The 14,337-nt window shown below is 64.2% G+C and carries 14 protein-coding genes and 1 pseudogene; 2 read left to right on the top strand and 13 right to left on the bottom strand.

Features of this window, described 5'->3' with window-relative positions; all coding sequences use genetic code 11:
- Positions 1–206 precede the first annotated feature (206 nt).
- Positions 207–3,023 (bottom strand): cation-translocating P-type ATPase, encoded by a 2,817-nt coding sequence (locus Thiowin_RS17235; protein WP_328984204.1) that lies wholly within the window; start codon positions 3,021–3,023, stop codon positions 207–209.
- A 530-nt stretch (positions 3,024–3,553) separates the two neighbouring features.
- Between Thiowin_RS17235 and Thiowin_RS17230 the strand changes: the two genes are divergently transcribed.
- Positions 3,554–5,314, top strand: a complete 1,761-nt coding sequence (locus Thiowin_RS17230; protein ID WP_328984203.1) for a SulP family inorganic anion transporter — start codon at positions 3,554–3,556, stop codon at positions 5,312–5,314.
- 464 nt (positions 5,315–5,778) lie between these two features.
- Here Thiowin_RS17230 and Thiowin_RS17225 read toward each other — a convergent pair whose 3' ends face one another.
- The 5 genes from Thiowin_RS17225 to Thiowin_RS17205 form a co-directional block, all read right to left on the bottom strand.
- Positions 5,779–6,006, bottom strand: coding sequence for a heavy-metal-associated domain-containing protein (locus Thiowin_RS17225; RefSeq protein ID WP_328984202.1), 228 nt, complete (start codon positions 6,004–6,006; stop codon positions 5,779–5,781).
- 53 nt (positions 6,007–6,059) lie between these two features.
- Entirely contained in the window at positions 6,060–6,446 is a 387-nt protein-coding gene (locus Thiowin_RS17220) for a cupin domain-containing protein (RefSeq protein ID WP_328984201.1), read from the bottom strand.
- 360 nt (positions 6,447–6,806) lie between these two features.
- A complete protein-coding gene (locus Thiowin_RS17215; protein WP_328984200.1) occupies positions 6,807–7,619 on the bottom strand; it encodes a slipin family protein in 813 nt (270 codons plus the stop codon).
- Between the two features lie 12 nt (positions 7,620–7,631).
- Positions 7,632–9,083, bottom strand: coding sequence for an NfeD family protein (locus Thiowin_RS17210; RefSeq protein WP_328984199.1), 1,452 nt, complete (start codon positions 9,081–9,083; stop codon positions 7,632–7,634).
- Positions 9,084–9,477: 394 nt separating this feature from the next.
- Positions 9,478–9,732, bottom strand: coding sequence for a TrkA C-terminal domain-containing protein (locus Thiowin_RS17205; protein WP_328984198.1), 255 nt, complete (start codon positions 9,730–9,732; stop codon positions 9,478–9,480).
- Between the two features lie 357 nt (positions 9,733–10,089).
- On the opposite strand from Thiowin_RS17205, the gene Thiowin_RS17200 reads away from it, so the two are divergent.
- Positions 10,090–10,347, top strand: coding sequence for a hypothetical protein (locus Thiowin_RS17200; protein ID WP_328984197.1), 258 nt, complete (start codon positions 10,090–10,092; stop codon positions 10,345–10,347).
- On the opposite strand, the gene Thiowin_RS17195 is transcribed toward Thiowin_RS17200, so the two are convergent.
- The 7 genes and pseudogenes from Thiowin_RS17195 to Thiowin_RS17170 form a co-directional block, all read right to left on the bottom strand.
- Entirely contained in the window at positions 10,322–10,606 is a 285-nt protein-coding gene (locus tag Thiowin_RS17195; protein WP_328984196.1) for a hypothetical protein, read from the bottom strand. The two genes, Thiowin_RS17200 and Thiowin_RS17195, sit on opposite strands and share 26 nt — an antisense overlap.
- Positions 10,607–10,685: 79 nt before the next feature.
- The gene (locus Thiowin_RS17190) at positions 10,686–12,035 is read right to left on the bottom strand and encodes an alpha-amylase family glycosyl hydrolase (protein ID WP_328984195.1); all 1,350 of its coding nucleotides are present in this window, start codon (positions 12,033–12,035) and stop codon (positions 10,686–10,688) included.
- Positions 12,036–12,104: 69 nt separating this feature from the next.
- Positions 12,105–12,236 (bottom strand): hypothetical protein, encoded by a 132-nt coding sequence (locus tag Thiowin_RS25415; protein WP_408034099.1) that lies wholly within the window; start codon positions 12,234–12,236, stop codon positions 12,105–12,107.
- A 178-nt stretch (positions 12,237–12,414) separates the two neighbouring features.
- Positions 12,415–13,080 carry an FAD-binding oxidoreductase gene (locus Thiowin_RS17180; protein WP_328984193.1) on the bottom strand — a complete coding sequence of 222 codons (666 nt, stop codon included), beginning with the start codon at positions 13,078–13,080 and terminating at the stop codon, positions 12,415–12,417.
- A 431-nt stretch (positions 13,081–13,511) separates the two neighbouring features.
- On the bottom strand, positions 13,512–13,823 hold the full coding sequence (locus tag Thiowin_RS17175; RefSeq protein ID WP_328984192.1) for a sodium:solute symporter family transporter: 312 nt from the start codon (positions 13,821–13,823) through the stop codon (positions 13,512–13,514).
- Between the two features lie 79 nt (positions 13,824–13,902).
- Positions 13,903–14,043, bottom strand: a pseudogene (locus Thiowin_RS25410) (sodium:solute symporter family transporter); the annotation flags it as partial.
- A 33-nt stretch (positions 14,044–14,076) separates the two neighbouring features.
- Positions 14,077–14,223: a hypothetical protein gene (locus Thiowin_RS17170; protein ID WP_328984191.1), complete on the bottom strand. Its 147-nt coding sequence runs from the start codon at positions 14,221–14,223 to the stop codon at positions 14,077–14,079.
- Positions 14,224–14,337: the final 114 nt, after the last annotated feature.

Here is a 14,337-nt window from a genome sequence, read left to right as displayed (position 1 = left end):
GAGGCTTCACCGGCCCGCGCGACCGCGGCGGCCTGATCAGGCCCGGCGTCCGGCGTGGCTGAGGTGGCTGTTGGTGATCAATCTGGATGCTCGGGGCGCGCCAGTCGGCGGCAAATCCCCCGACACTGGTTCAAATGCACCACACCAAGACGACATAAACCACTTCTGAGCGGGTTACACGGAGGAAAGTGGGCCGACCAATCTGATCATCGGGTTGGTCCTGGCCGAGCCCTTGATGGGCCCCGCATCAGGTGATGCACCACCAGCTTGCCTATCTGCACTAGGATCAACGGCAGCAGCGAGAATGACAGGATCAGTAGCCATTCACCGGCGGTCGGGATCTGGATCGAGAGGATCGACGCCAGCGGCGCGATATAGGTCGCGGCGATCAGCAGCGCGACGCCGATGGCGATCGCGAGCCACACATAGCGGTTGCGCGTGACCTCATTGAGCAGTAGGTTCGACTCGGTGTCGCGCATGTTCAGTACGTGCCAGAGCCGGGCGAAGCCGAAGGTTAAGAAGCCGATGGTCACCGCGTGGGCGGTGTCGAGCCGCATCGGCCCGAGCGCGATGGCGAAGGCAATCAGGACGATCGCCGCGATCAGCGCACCGTAGCCCCCCACGGCGGCCCAATGGCGGCGCGTCAGGATGGGCTCGTCGGGATCGCGCGGCGGATGCCGCATGGCGCCGGGCACGCCCGGGCTGAGCCCAAGCGCGAGCGCGGGCATGACGTCGGAGACGAAGTTAATGTAGAGGATCTGCAGCGGCAGCAGCGGCAGGGGGGCGGCCACCAGCGCCGCCGCCGCTACCGCCAGGATCTCGGCCAGATTGCCGGAGAGCAGGTAGATGATGAAGCGGCGGATGTTGGAAAAGATCGTGCGGCCGTGCTCGATCGCCGCGACCAAGGTGGCAAAGGCGTCGTCCTTGAGCACCATGTCCGAGGCCTCGCGCGCCACCTCGGTGCCGCGCTGACCCATGGCGATGCCGATGTCGGCCTTCTTGAGCGCGGGCGCATCGTTGACGCCATCGCCGGTCATGCCGACGATCCAGCCGGCGTCCTGATACAGGCCGATGAGTTGCAGCTTCTCCTCGGGGCTGATGCGCGCGAATACCGAGCGTTTGAGTAGCTCGCCGCGCTCGCGCTCATCGAGCTGCTCGAGGTCGTCGAGCCGCGCGCCTTCGATGGCGGGCTCGTCGCTGCCGGCAATGCCGATCTCGGCGGCGATGGCTTGCGCCGTCACGGCATGGTCGCCGGTGCCCATCACCACGCGAATACCGGCTTGCTGACAGGCGGCGATCACCTCCTGGATGCCGCGACGGGGTGGGTCGTGGAGGCCGGCCAGGCCGATCAGGGTCAGCTGCCGATAGGGGTCTTCGTCGGCTTGCTCCGCTTGGCGTTGTGCCAGCGCCAGCACCCGCAGTCCATCGGCGGCGAGCGCCTCGCCGCGCTGGTGCCAGGCCTGGCGCGCGGCATCCTCGAGCGCGGTCTCGCCGTCCGCCCTTAGCACCCGGTCGCAGACCGCGAGTACTGACTCCGGCGCGCCTTTCACGGCGATTCGGAAACCGCCGTCGCTCTGATGCACCGTCGCCATCATCTTCAAGTCCGGGTCGAAGCTGATCTCGCGCTGTTCCGGCCAGCGTTCGAGCAGCTCGCGGCGATGCATGCCGGCGCGCGCCGCGGCCGCCAGCAGCGAGACCTCGGTCGGGTCGCCAGCGGCGTCCTCAGCGGCATCGCCTGGCCGGGCCTGGTCGCCAAGCTCGGCGTTGTTGCAGAGTGCGCCGATCTCGAGCGCGGCACGCGCGACCGGCGTTTTGGCCAAGTCCACCGGCGCGCCGTCGAGAAGGATCCGCGCGTCGGCGCTGGCCTCGCCGTCGTCTCGACCGCGGTCCTCGGTGGCTTGCGCCGCCTGACCTGGACGCTCGAAGCGCAGAATGCCTTGGTCGAGTGCGAGTTGAGCCAGCACCATCCGATTCTCGGTCAGGGTGCCGGTCTTATCGGTGAAGATCAGGCTCGCGGCGCCCAGTGTCTCGACCGCCGAGAGCCGTTTCACCACCGCGTTGCGCCGCGCCATCTGGCGCATGCCCTGGGCCAAGGCCAGGGTCGCGACCACCGGAAGACCCTCGGGGACCGCGGCGATGGCCAGCGCAATGGCCGTCTCCAGCATCACCAATAGCTCCTTGCCGGCGATCAGGCCGGCGCCGGCGACCACCACCGCAATCGCCAGCGTCAGCCAGACCAGGCGCCGGCCAAGGCGATCGAGCCGCTTCTCCAGCGGGGTCGCTGACTTCTCGGCCTGCGCGACCAGATCCGAGATGTGGCCGAGTTCGGTCTCCATGCCGGTGGCGACGACAACGCCGCTGCCGGAGCCCTGGGTCACCGCCGTGCCCTTGTAAGCCATGTTGTGGCGCTCGCCCAGTGGTGGCGCTTTACCGTCCCCGTGGCGCGTGCCGTCCGCGCCCGCCGCTTCGTCAGCGCTCGCGTCGAGGGCCTCGGTGCGCTTATCCACCGCCACCGACTCGCCGGTCAGCGCGGCCTCATCGCATTGCAGCCGATTCGCCTCAAGCAGGCGCAGATCGGCTGGCACCAAGTCGCCGGCATCGAGCAGCACGATGTCGCCGGGCACCAGTTCATCAGCCGGGATCTCACGGCTGCGGCCCTCGCGCAGCACCCGCGTCTGGGTCTTGCCCATGCGCTGCAGGGCCTCCATCGCGCGCGTCGCGCGCAGCTCCATGGTGAAGCCGATGAGGGTATTGACCAGGATCGCGGCGCCGATCGCGATCGCCTCGATAACCTGGCCAAATAGCAGGGCGGCGCCAGAGGCCGCCAGCAACAGCAGCACGACGATGCTGGTGAGCTGGTCCACCAGGATGCGCCAGGCCGGGCGCGAGCGGGTCTGGCGCAGCTGATTGAGGCCATATCGCTGGCGTCGCTCCCGCACCGCGCTCTCGGAGAGGCCGCGTTCGGCATTGGTTTCTAGCTGCTGGAGTGCCGCGGCGGGCGGTTTTCGGTAGAGATCAGTCATCTGTGTCGAGGCGCTCTCTTGGTTTTTGCTCGGTGGTTTTTGCTTGGGCGGTTCTCGCTTGGGCGGTTTGGATCGAGGGCGCGATAGCGCACCCTCCGCGCGTCGGCTTCAACCATGGGCCGGGGCCAGGCCGAGGAAAGAGGTGGCCGCGCCCGCATCGGCTTGCTCGCGCTCGGATCTAGCAGTTTGTATGCCATCGGGAGGTTTTCGCCAGTCCAGGCTGGTCTTGATGGACGCGCTGCAGTAGGCTCTGCAGTCTGCCGCAGTCCTCTTGGCGATTAACTTGGATACTCAGGACGCGCCTGCCAGCAGCAAATCCCCCGGCGTTGGTTTAAATGCACCACATCAAGCCATCACCAGGGTTCTAATGAACCGAACCGAGCGCCGCTGAGCGCCGCTGAGCGCCGATAAAACTGGCGCTATCGAAGCAGACCCTATCGAAGCAGGCCTTTTCCTGACATCCTAGCCATGCCTTGGCCTCCTGCCGCGGGTCGCTCCACAACAACGCTGACAAGGATCAAAGGCTCCCCATGGCCCCTGCACGACTCCGTGACCGACTAACCTGGCTGTTTCCCTTCCTGGTCTGGCTGCCCAAGGTGCGCCCGGAGGATCTGCGCGCCGACCTCGTCGCCGCGCTGACCGGTGCCGTGATCGTGCTGCCACAAGGCGTAGCTTTCGCCACCATCGCCGGCATGCCGCCGGAATATGGCCTCTATGCCGGCATGATACCGGCGATCATTGCCGCCTTGTTCGGCTCCTCGCGCCATCTGGTTTCAGGCCCGACGACGGCGGCCTCGGTGGTGCTCTTCTCCTCGCTCTCGCTGCTCGCGGTGCCAGGGACGCCGGACTATGTGAGCCTCGCCTTGACCCTGACCTTCATGGTCGGCGTGCTCGAATTGGCGCTTGGATTTGCGCGTCTCGGGGCGCTGGTCAATTTCATCTCACACTCGGTCGTGGTTGGTTTCACCGCCGGCGCGGCCTTTCTGATCGCCGCCAAGCAACTGAAGCACTTCTTCGGCTTGGAGATGGACAGCAGTGGCCATTTCCACGACATCCTGATGGCGTTCGGTCAGCATGTGATCGAGATCAACCCCAGCGCCACCGCGGTGGCGGCCTCCACCTTGCTGATCGGCATCGCGGTGAAACGCTGGCTGCCCCAGGTGCCTTACATGATCGCGGCGATGCTCGGTGGCAGCCTGGTTGCCCTGGGGCTCGATGCCTGGCTGGGTGCCGCCAACACTGGCATCGCCACGGTCGGCGCCTTGCCGGCGAGCCTGCCCCCGCTCTCGGCGCCGATCTCGACCTTCGATCAGATCAAGCAGTTGGCGCCAACCGCGCTGGCGGTCACGCTCTTCGCGCTGACCGAGGCGGTGTCGATTGGGCGCGCGCTCGCGGCGCGCGGCGGTTATCGCATCGATGGCAACCAGGAGTTCATCGGTCAGGGGCTGTCGAACATTGCCGGTTCGTTCTTCTCCGGCTATGTCGCCACCGGCTCGTTCAACCGCAGCGGTGTCAACTTCGAGGCCGGTGCGCGCACGCCCCTGGCGGCGGTCTTTGCCGCGCTGCTGCTAATGGTCATCGTGCTCTTGGTCGCCCCGCTGGCGAGCTACCTGCCGACCGCGGCGATGGCCGGGGTGCTGTTCCTGGTCGCCTGGGGGCTGATTGATCGCAAAGAAATCCGCCATATCCTCACCGCCTCCAAGCGCGAGACCGCGGTGCTGGCGGTGACCTTCTTTGCCGCGCTGTTTTTGGAACTGGAGTTTGCGATCTTCGCCGGCGTGCTGCTGTCCTTGGTGCTCTATCTGGAGCGGACATCGAAGCCGCGCATTGTGACCCTGGCGCCGGACCCGCGCTTGCCCAAGCATGCCTTCTCCAGCGATCCGGAGGTGACCCAGTGCCCGCAGCTGCGCTTCATCCGCATCGACGGCTCGCTGTTCTTCGGCTCGGTGGCCCATGTCGAGCGCGGCTTCGATCTGCTGCGCGCGCGCCATCCGAACCAGAAGCATCTGGCGATCCTGGCCGATGGCATCAACTTCGTTGATCTGCAAGGCGGGCAGGCCCTGGCGGATGAGGCCAAGCGCCGCCAACGCGAGGGCGGCGATCTGTACCTGGTCAACGTCAAGCAGGGGCTGTGGGAGACGCTCGAGGCCTGTGGTTGTATCGAAGCCAGGGGCGCGCGAAATGTGTTCGGTGGCAAGGAGGCGGCGATCCATGCGATCTACCAGAAGCTCGACCAGACCGTCTGTGCGACCTGCGAGAAGCAGACCTTCCATGAATGCTCGGGGCGTTGAAGGGCATGACCTCAGGCATGGGGCCCGGTGGGGAGTTATCGGGCGCATGACCGCAAGCTCGGGTTTCACCTGGAGGTTTGATGATGAAAAGGATGCCACTCAATCCGCTGATCACTGCACTGACGAGGACTGCTCTGCTGAGCGCCACGCCTTATCCGGAATCGGCTCGCTCGGATCCAGCAGTTTGTATGCCATCAGGAGGCTCACGCCAGTCCAGGCTGGCGTCAACCGACTCTCTGCAGTACGCTCCAGTCCTCTTGGCACGTCCGACGCCGGCGACAGAGCCGTCCGCCGTTTGCGGCGCTCCGTATCCGCCGCAGGGGATCGGGCCGCGGGGAGTATGGTCGCAAAATTCGCTCGAAGCGGGTGCGCCTGGGCGTGAAGATCCATCGAGGGTCATGGCGGGCTAGAGCGGCCCGCCAGGATCGGCGCCGCTCCAAGCCCTTACCGGAATGCTAGGATCGCTAGAGGCCAACTAACTCGGCGCCCAGCCCACGTTTTCGCACAGTCTCCAGAATCGCACTCGGCTTGGTCGCCTTGGCGTCAAAGTCGACCATCATCAGATGTCGCGCCTTCTCGTTGATGCGGACATCAATCACACCAGGGGCTTGGCTGGTGTCGTGCAGTAGTTTGTTGATCGCCTCGTCGTCGAGCGTCGCGTCGATGTGGATTATGACGTCACCGTTGTACATGAGTCGCCTCGCTGTTAGTTTGTCCCTTGCCGATACGGTTGCTATTACAATAACTAGCGATTGATCTTGTCCCGGATGTGATCGATCACTGCGCCGTGTTCCTGCTGAGGACTAAACATCACAATGTCGGTGTCTTCTTCCGCTCTGACGCTGTGCCCTGGAGGCCAGTAGAAAAGGTCTCCAGCCCGTGATGTCTCTTCGCTGCCGTCCGTATACAGGGCAGTGATTATCCCCGTTACAACATAGCCCCAATGGGGGCTTTGACAGCGATCATCCTCAAGCCCGTGCAATAATTGTGTGATATCGGTTCCGGCGCCAAAGGTGAAGTATTCGGCGCCCATCCTTCCGTATCCTGTCACATCACCAAAATCGCTTTGTTGTCGGGCAATGGCGCCTGGCACATCGATTTGAACTGGAATGTCTTCTTTTGCAATGCGCATGAGAGATGACCTCGGTTTCGCTGGCTGTTCTGACTCACTTAGGTTGCTCCGAGCGGCAGACCGCTTGTGGGTCTTAAAGCAGGCTTTGTGCCAATGACGGTTCCAAGGCTTGCTTTCAGATTTGGCGGCATCTCAGTGTCAAGTCGTGGAGGCCAAGTCTGAATGCTTGCATCCTTGTCTTGTCGATCCCAATCGCGATCCCCGCGTGGCGATCACGGCTTACTGCCTTTTGAACGGAGGCAATGGTCGAAATCCACCGATGCCCGGGTGTAATCCACCAAAGTAAGGCAAGCATTTCCCATCTCGCCGCGATTCACTTAACCTCCGTAAGCGATTGCCTGCTGTTGTCCTTGGGAGCCCTCAAGCCGAGCGGGCCGCAGCTTCAGAACCGGGAGACTGGGTTGACGCATCGCCCGTGCCAGGCACGCCAGCGAGGGCGCTGAGCCACTCCATCGGCAGTGGGAAGACGACCGTGGTGGCGCGATCACTGGACATATCGGCGAGGGTCTGCAGATATCTGAGCTGCAACGCCTGCGGCTGCGTGGAGATGACCTCCGCCGCGCCCCGCAGTCGCTCCGCGGCCTGCATCTCGCCCTCGGCATTGATCACCTTGGCGCGCCGGTTGCGCTCGGCCTCGGCCTGGCGGGCGATGGCGCGGATCATGTTCTCGTTCAGATCCACATGCTTGATCTCGACATTAACCACCTTGATGCCCCAGGCATCGGTCTGGTCGTCGAGAATGGCCTGGATGTCGCGATTCAGCCGTTCGCGCTCGGAGAGCAGCTCGTCGAGGTCATGCTGGCCCAGCACCGAGCGCAGCGTTGTCTGCGCCAATTGGCTGGTGGCCATCTGGAAATCCTCGACCTGGATGACGGCCTTGTCGGACTCGACCACCTTGAAATAGAGCACCGCGTTGACGCGCACGGTGACGTTGTCCTTGGTGATCAGGTCCTGCTCGGGCACGTCCATGGTGATCACCCGCAGATCCATGCGCACCAGCTGCTGGATACCGGGGACGATGAGAATCAGCCCGGGCCCCTTGACCGCCTGGAAGCGACCGAGGAAAAACACCACGCCGCGCTGATATTCCGGCAGGATGCGGATCGCGGAACCCAGAAACAGGATGATCAGGCCCAGAGGGAGGAGATAGGTGAGCAATGCGCTATAGACCATGGGGTGACTCCATCAAGTGGTTGGTAAAGGGTTAGCGGAAGGCGACTGCTTGGGGGCAGCGGCGGGCGCGACCTCGAGCTTAAGGCCGCTGATGGCGAGCACCCGCACCGACTCGCCGTGTTGAACCGGTGAGCGGCTGCTGGCCTGCCACAGCTCGCCCTCGATATGCACCTGACCTGTCTTGTCCGAGGCGCCGCCGAAGTTCGTGCGTGCCTCGCCGATCACGCCCACCAGGTGGTCCGCACCCACCGTCGAGGCCTTGCCGTGCAGGCCGATGAAGCGCCCGATTACCCAGAACGACAGCGCCGCGCTTAGGCCCGTGGTGATTGCGATCACCGGCCAGGAGACGGCAATGCCGGCTTCATCCATCAGGATCACGGAGCCGAACACAAAGGCGGCCAGACCGCCGATGCCGAGCGCCCCGAAGCTCGGCGCCAGCGCCTCGCCGACCATCAGCAGCACGCCGAGCAGGATCAGGCCGATGCCGGCGTCATTGACCGGCAGCACCTGGAGCGCATAGAACGCCAGCAACAGGCAGATCGCGCCGAGCGTGCCCGGGAACAGGGCGCCGGGATTGGAGAGTTCAAAGAGGATTCCGTAGATGCCGATCAGCAGCAAGATGTAGGCGACGTTGGGGTTGGCGATCACGGACAGCAGCTTGATCCGCCAGTCGGGCGCGATCTCGCGCACCGCGATGCCAGCGGTGTCGAGCGCGCGCTCGCCCGCGGCCGTTTGCACGCGGCGCCCGTCGATACGCTCCAACAGCGTCGGAATGTCAGCGGCGACCAGATCGATCACGTCGCGCGCGGCGGCGTCTTTCGCGTTCAGGCTAACGGAGGCGCGCACCGCTTCCTCGGCCCAATCGGCATTGCGCCCGCGCAGCTCGGCGAGACCGCGAATGTAGGCGACGGCATCATTGACCAGTTTGCGCTCGGATGCGCTCGCGCTGTCCTGGGAGTCCGCTCGCGGGCCATTGGCGTTTTCGCTCTTGTTTCCATCGCCATCACCATCACTGCCGCCGGTGTCGACGTCCTCGCGACTGGGGGAAGGGCTGGGAGCAGAATGGGGGGAGCGCTCGCCGAGCCCCGGCAGACCGCCGCCGACCTGCACCGGCGTGGCGGCGCCGAGATTGGTTGCCGGCGCCATGGCCGCGATCTGGCTGGCGTAGAGGAGATAGGTGCCGGCGCTCGCGGCCCGCGCGCCGGGCGGAGCGACGAAACTCGCCACCGGCACCGGCGAGGCGAGGATCGCCTTGATGATGCGACGCATCGTCTGATCCAGGCCGCCTGGGGTGTCCATGCGCAGGATCACAAGCTCGGCGTCGGTTTGCGCGGCCTGTTCGAGTCCGCTGACCACGAACTCCCCAGTGGCGGCGCCAATGGCGCCGTCGATCGGGATGACCAGCGCCTCGCGCCCATCGACCGTCGGTTTCGCTGACGGCCCAGCGGCGATCAGCAGGAGCATCAGACTGGGAATCAGAAAGCGAATGGGTCTTCTCCGATTGGTTCGGTTGGTCGAGTTGGTTGGGTTGGTCCAGTTGGTCCAGTTGGTCTTGTTGGGGTCATGGCGTATTCCCCGTCTTGACCAAATTGCCTGGCTGAACCAAAGAGACCTTAACCCTTTAACCAAAGCGACTTTCGTGCCAGGCGCAAGCGACTTTCGTGCCAGGCGCACCGGAGGCGGACCGGAGCCGTCAATGAGCCGGCGGTATTCGGCAAGCACGGATTCGCAGGGTCAGAACCCCCATTGCTTAGGGCAATGCACCCAGTCCCGGTTCAAAACAACACCGCAACGGATCGCGTGACCAACGGCCCGGGTCGGCTGTCTCCGTCGCCGCGCATGCGGATTAGCACCTCGCTCAATCGGCCTTCAGCGGCTCCTCGCCCTCACTGCGCGCGAAGCGTTGCTCGAGCTTGGCAAGCTGCCGTTGGCTGGTGATCAGAATCACCTCGTCGCCCGGCTTGAGTGTCTTGACCTCGTGCGGCAGATGGAACTGCTCATCGCGGTAGAGGCAGACGACGCGGGTGCGCGCTGGCAGATCGAGTTCATCGATGGGCCCCTTCTCGGATGCCTCGACGCCAAGACTGAAGATGGCTGCGTCGCTGCGGATCACCGCGGACAGCTCCAGGGATTGGCCGCCCGAGAGCAGTTGTTTGAGGTGCGTGGCGACCGCGCGGTCGGGGTTGCAAACGGGGTTGGCCGCGCGGGTCGCTTTTCCTGCGGGGTTGTCGACTGCTCGGCCTGCTCGAGCAGCAAGATGTCGCCGGGCGCCAGCTCATCGGCCCGGATTGCGCGGCTGCGGCCCTTCCGCAGCACCCGCGCCTGGGTTTTGCCCATGCGCCGCAGGTCGACGACGCGGGTCAGGCCCAGGTCGATGATCGAGAGGTGTAGGCATGCCGATAGACCGCGAGCACATCAGTCCTGAGTCTGGGCAGGGCACGAGCAACGTTGCTAGCTGGAGTCCGGCAGGTTGCATGCCAGCGATGGCACTTCCGAGCCGCTCATCGACGCCAACACCAGCGGGCTTGCTGGCCGTGCTCAGGCCTTGACAACAGCGGCGCCGATGGCCGATGCGCTGCGAGAAGCGGGGCCTACTGAGGCCAGTGGCTTGGTTCTTTTCACCCCACAGATGGGCAAAAAAACCAATCTGTCACCAGGCGCGACCAGGCGCGACCAGGCGCGACCAGGCGTGAGCCAGCGTCTCAAGAACATCGAGGAGCCTGGGTGAAGAAGCAAAAGGTGGTGGTCAACGACGGCAGGAATGATCCGCGAAGACGAGCGCAAGACTGCGAAATTCCAGAGACCGCGCTCGCCTCATCAAAGGATTTGGCGGCTTGGATCAGGATAAACCAGCGTACGCCAGCAAGTTTCTGGCGAAGAGTAGGGTGAGCGCGCAGGTCGTCGAGGTCCTCGGCGTTGCGGTTCAGCGGACAGGTCTTGAGCCCCCAGTCAGGGAGCCGCTCGAGCAATTCATGCTTAAAGTCCATCCGCGCCTCCAGTCTCTCGTTGCGCTAGCCGCCGAATTTCTTCCTGCGACCGGCATGGGCCAGCGTAAGGCCGACCACCTCAGTGGTTGGCGATGAAGATGCGCAGACTCCGAGGCGGCAGATGGATCGCGGAGGTCGGGTTGTCTCCAGCGGCTGCGTCCGCGCTCGTACCCTCAGCCGCGTCGCTGAAGGCGGGCGTGATCTCCTGCAGCTGATCCGCATCGCAGTCGAGGATCTCGATGAGGTGATCGCGGCTGTACTCTTGCCCCTCCTTGAAGCTCGGATTGATCAGCACGGCGCTGTGCTGGGCCTGCCGTGGCGAACGTCGCAAGAGTCCGACCACCGGCTCGTCGACCGCGGTGAAACGCTCCTGCGCACCCTCTTCGTTCAGTATCGGGGTCTCGGCCTTCATGGCGTTGACGCGGCCGATGAAATCCCGGATGTCGAAGCTCGGCTCTTCCCAATGCTCGGGCCGGGTCTCGACCACATGCAGGCGCCGTCGGAAGCCGAGCTCATAGCCGATCGGCATCATCACGCCGGTCGAGAAGACGGCGGCGAAGAGGTACCAGAAGCGCGACTCGCGGCTGTCGCCATCGGACTCATCAGCCAGTCGCGCGGTGTCGTGGCTCTCGGGAAAGGCGATGGATGGCGCCAGATCGCGGAAGGACTGGTACTGATCGAGCAGCCAGTCGGCGCGGAAGTCCCACCATTTGGCGCTGTTGAACAGAGCATCGAAGCCGGCCGGGCGCAACTGCTCGATGTCATCGGGCGGCGCGCCGAGGGTCTCGGCGAAGAATTGGGTCTCAGGCGCCGCCTCGCGGGCGCGCTCGATCAGCACCTGCCAGACCTTGCCGGGCAGCTGGTAGGCGGCATCGCAGCGAAAGCCGCGGAAGCCGAGATCGATGTAATGGCGGATGACCTCGGAGAAGAAATCGATCACCGCCTCGCGCTCGGGCCGTTCGCTGTAGTCGAGCTCGGCGAGGTCCTCCCAGACGGTCACGATCTCGGGATCATCCAGATCGGTGGCCGAGGGCGAGTGCACCGAGCCGTCGTCGTGGACGTACCAGTCTGGATGCTCGGTGACCAGGTCGGAGTCGATCGCGGTATGGTTGACGACCAGATCCATCATCACTGAGATCCCAGCGTCGCTGGCGGCGGCGGTGAAGGCCCTGAGTCGCTCGTCGTCGTTGCTGTCGTCGTCGCCGTTGCTGTCGCCACGCAGCGTCGGGTGCAGGCGATCATAGTCCTTGACCGCATAGAGGCTTCCGGACTCACCCGGCAGATGAAAGGGGTTGACGAAGATCCAGTCGAAGCCCATCCGGGCGATCTCCGGCAGCCGCTCCGTCCAGCGCTCGACTGGACCGAGCAGGGTGGGGAACAGGTTGTAAATGCGCGGGCCTTGAGGGAAAGAGGGTTGCTTCGATGGCATCTTGGCTTGTCCTGTATGGCTTGGGCGATCTCGCCGAAGACCTGCTCTTCGTCCGCGGCGGCATTTCGGTTAAGCATCGATGTGATCGCGGGTAATCGGCACGAAACGGACCGGAAGCAGTTCGCGTTGCGCGAGCGTTGCGTTTGGCTGTTTGCTGAGCACCACCAGGCTCTGGTCGCCACCGCTCGAACCGAGTGGCATGACCATCCGGCCCCCGACCTTGAGCTTGATCGACCAGCGGCCGCGGAACCTCGGGGCCGGCGGCGGTGATGAACGCGCGGATCGAGCGGCTCCGCTCCCAGGTAGACACGGGTCTCGGCCAGCTCGCGCTTGATATCCTCGATCAGCAACGCGCGCGCCTGTGCAAAGTTCTCTTCTTTCATTGCTCGTAGACCAGTTGCCCCGGTTGCACGCCGAGTTCCTTAAGCTGGCCATTGATCGATTCGACAAAGGCATCCGGTCCGCAGACATAGAACTTTCCATTGAACGTCGAAAGATGGGATCTCAAGAAGTCGAGGTCGATGCGCTGGCCCTGTTCTCCAGGCTCGTGCTCACGGGTGAAGGTCAGTACGCAGTCATCGCCCAGATAATGCTTCAGCTCCTTCTCGCGGATCACGTCGCGCTTGCCCTTGTTGGTCAGCAGCAGCCTGTGACCGTCCAAGGCATCATCAGCGGCGAGCCGGCGCAAGATCCCGAGGAAGGGCGACACGCCGGTTCCGGCGGCGATGAAGGCGCCTGGGCCCTGATAGGTAATGCTGCCGAAGGCGTCGCTGAGCTTGAGCTGGGCGCCTGGCTGCAGCGCATGCAGTGCCATGGTCATCCCATCGCCCTTGGGATAGCGCTTGGTGGTGCATTCCAAGAGCTGGTCATTGGGCAGGGAGGTTGGGGTAAAGGGGCGGCCCTCGTCGCGCCATTCATCGGTGTCGATATGGATCTCGACACCCTGTCCTGGCTGCCAATCGAGCCCCTCCGGTCGCGTCAGCAGCAGACGCTGGACATCGTGGGTGACAAACTCGGTCATTAATAGGGTTGCGTCGTGGGACATCGGCAGCTCCTTCGACAGATAGATAGGCAGATCGATAGATTGATAGCTGAGCCGGATAGATCACCGGGTGGCCCGCGATGATGTGGACGACGGCGCTGATCGGACAGAAGAGCCGCAGGCCAGGCATCTCGCGGGTCGATGACAGAATCAGCAAGTCTGATGCCATAAAGCTGACGCATTCGTTGCTCTGCTCAGCCTGCCGCGAGTCACTCTCTTCAAGCTCGAAGAGCGCGAATTCAGAGCGGGTGATCCGGTCGGCCAGTGCTGGGGAATTCACCGATCTACAGCCTTGCCGGCCGGTTTGTTTCGACCGGCTCTAGCGGCGCTGTCGGGGCAAAGCCCCCACTATTGGTTTCTTTGGCCCGATGCGGTCTCGATCTGTCTGCTCAGCGCGCCTCCATGCGCGTCCTATCGACGATCGTCGAGGCTGCTCACCACCACCAGACCACGACCGCTGCTGCCAGCAACGTCACCCCGACGACTGCAGATACTGCCACAGGGTTGGAAACCCAGCATGGCACCGCTTGCCAGGCCAGCACCAGCACCAGGATGCCGCCGATCATGATCATGGCGGCCTGCAGCGCATCGTTGATGACCACGGCACTGAGACCGCCAAAGAAGATATAGACCCCGGCGATCAGCGCGCCAGCCGCGAGCAGCGGACACATCGGCACCGACGGGAACAGGGCCTGGCCGACCATGGCGCCCGCATAGAGCGATGCCGGGGCCTCGATCAGCGTCAACGGCAACCAGCAAGAAGCCGGAGAACGCCAGCCGCGGTTGGCGCCCAAAGCGCACCTCAAGAAACTGTGGGGCCGTGTAGATGCGCGCGCGCAGATACAGCGGCAGCAGGAACAGCACGAACAGCACCAGGATCACTGCCGGCAGCCATTCGTAGTGATAGACAGCAATACCGTCGTTGTAGCCGCTGCCGGGCAGGCCAACGAAGCTGCCGCCGCTCATGTTGGCGACATAGAAGGACAGCCCGATGATCGGTCAGCGTAGCGCCCGACCGCCGAGGAAGTAGCCTTCGGCGCCCTTGCGCGCGGTGCGCGCTGCCCACCAGCCGAACAGCAGCCGTGTGCCGATCACATAGACGGCAACAACCGCCAGGTCCCAGGGACTGATCTGCATGTTTGGCATGGCGCTCTCCACTCAGAGATGGCTTCTTGACAGCGATGGCTACTCGGAGATGGCCCTTGTCTTCGAGCTCGGCACGCATGCGGTCCAAGGCGTGCAGCCTCCAGCCTTGCGGTG

Source organism: Thiorhodovibrio winogradskyi, assembly GCF_036208045.1.
In the GTDB taxonomy this organism is placed as follows: domain Bacteria; phylum Pseudomonadota; class Gammaproteobacteria; order Chromatiales; family Chromatiaceae; genus Thiorhodovibrio; species Thiorhodovibrio winogradskyi.
The sequence above is the reverse complement of the archived record's forward strand: the minus strand, read 5'-3'. Positions and strand labels throughout refer to the sequence as shown.

Excerpts from the sequence above, each read along its gene's own strand:
- Thiowin_RS17235 (WP_328984204.1), bottom strand. The coding sequence starts at position 3,023 with ATGACTGATCTCTACCGAAAACCGCCCGCCGCGGCACTCCAGCAGCTA.
- Thiowin_RS17230 (WP_328984203.1), top strand. The coding sequence starts at position 3,554 with ATGGCCCCTGCACGACTCCGTGACCGACTAACCTGGCTGTTTCCCTTC.
- Thiowin_RS17225 (WP_328984202.1), bottom strand. The coding sequence starts at position 6,006 with ATGTACAACGGTGACGTCATAATCCACATCGACGCGACGCTCGACGAC.
- Thiowin_RS17220 (WP_328984201.1), bottom strand. The coding sequence starts at position 6,446 with ATGCGCATTGCAAAAGAAGACATTCCAGTTCAAATCGATGTGCCAGGC.
- Thiowin_RS17215 (WP_328984200.1), bottom strand. The coding sequence starts at position 7,619 with ATGGTCTATAGCGCATTGCTCACCTATCTCCTCCCTCTGGGCCTGATC.
- Thiowin_RS17210 (WP_328984199.1), bottom strand. The coding sequence starts at position 9,083 with ATGCTCCTGCTGATCGCCGCTGGGCCGTCAGCGAAACCGACGGTCGAT.
- Thiowin_RS17195 (WP_328984196.1), bottom strand. The coding sequence starts at position 10,606 with ATGGACTTTAAGCATGAATTGCTCGAGCGGCTCCCTGACTGGGGGCTC.
- Thiowin_RS17190 (WP_328984195.1), bottom strand. The coding sequence starts at position 12,035 with ATGCCATCGAAGCAACCCTCTTTCCCTCAAGGCCCGCGCATTTACAAC.
- Thiowin_RS25415 (WP_408034099.1), bottom strand. The coding sequence starts at position 12,236 with ATGCCACTCGGTTCGAGCGGTGGCGACCAGAGCCTGGTGGTGCTCAGC.
- Thiowin_RS17180 (WP_328984193.1), bottom strand. The coding sequence starts at position 13,080 with ATGTCCCACGACGCAACCCTATTAATGACCGAGTTTGTCACCCACGAT.
- Thiowin_RS17170 (WP_328984191.1), bottom strand. The coding sequence starts at position 14,223 with ATGCCAAACATGCAGATCAGTCCCTGGGACCTGGCGGTTGTTGCCGTC.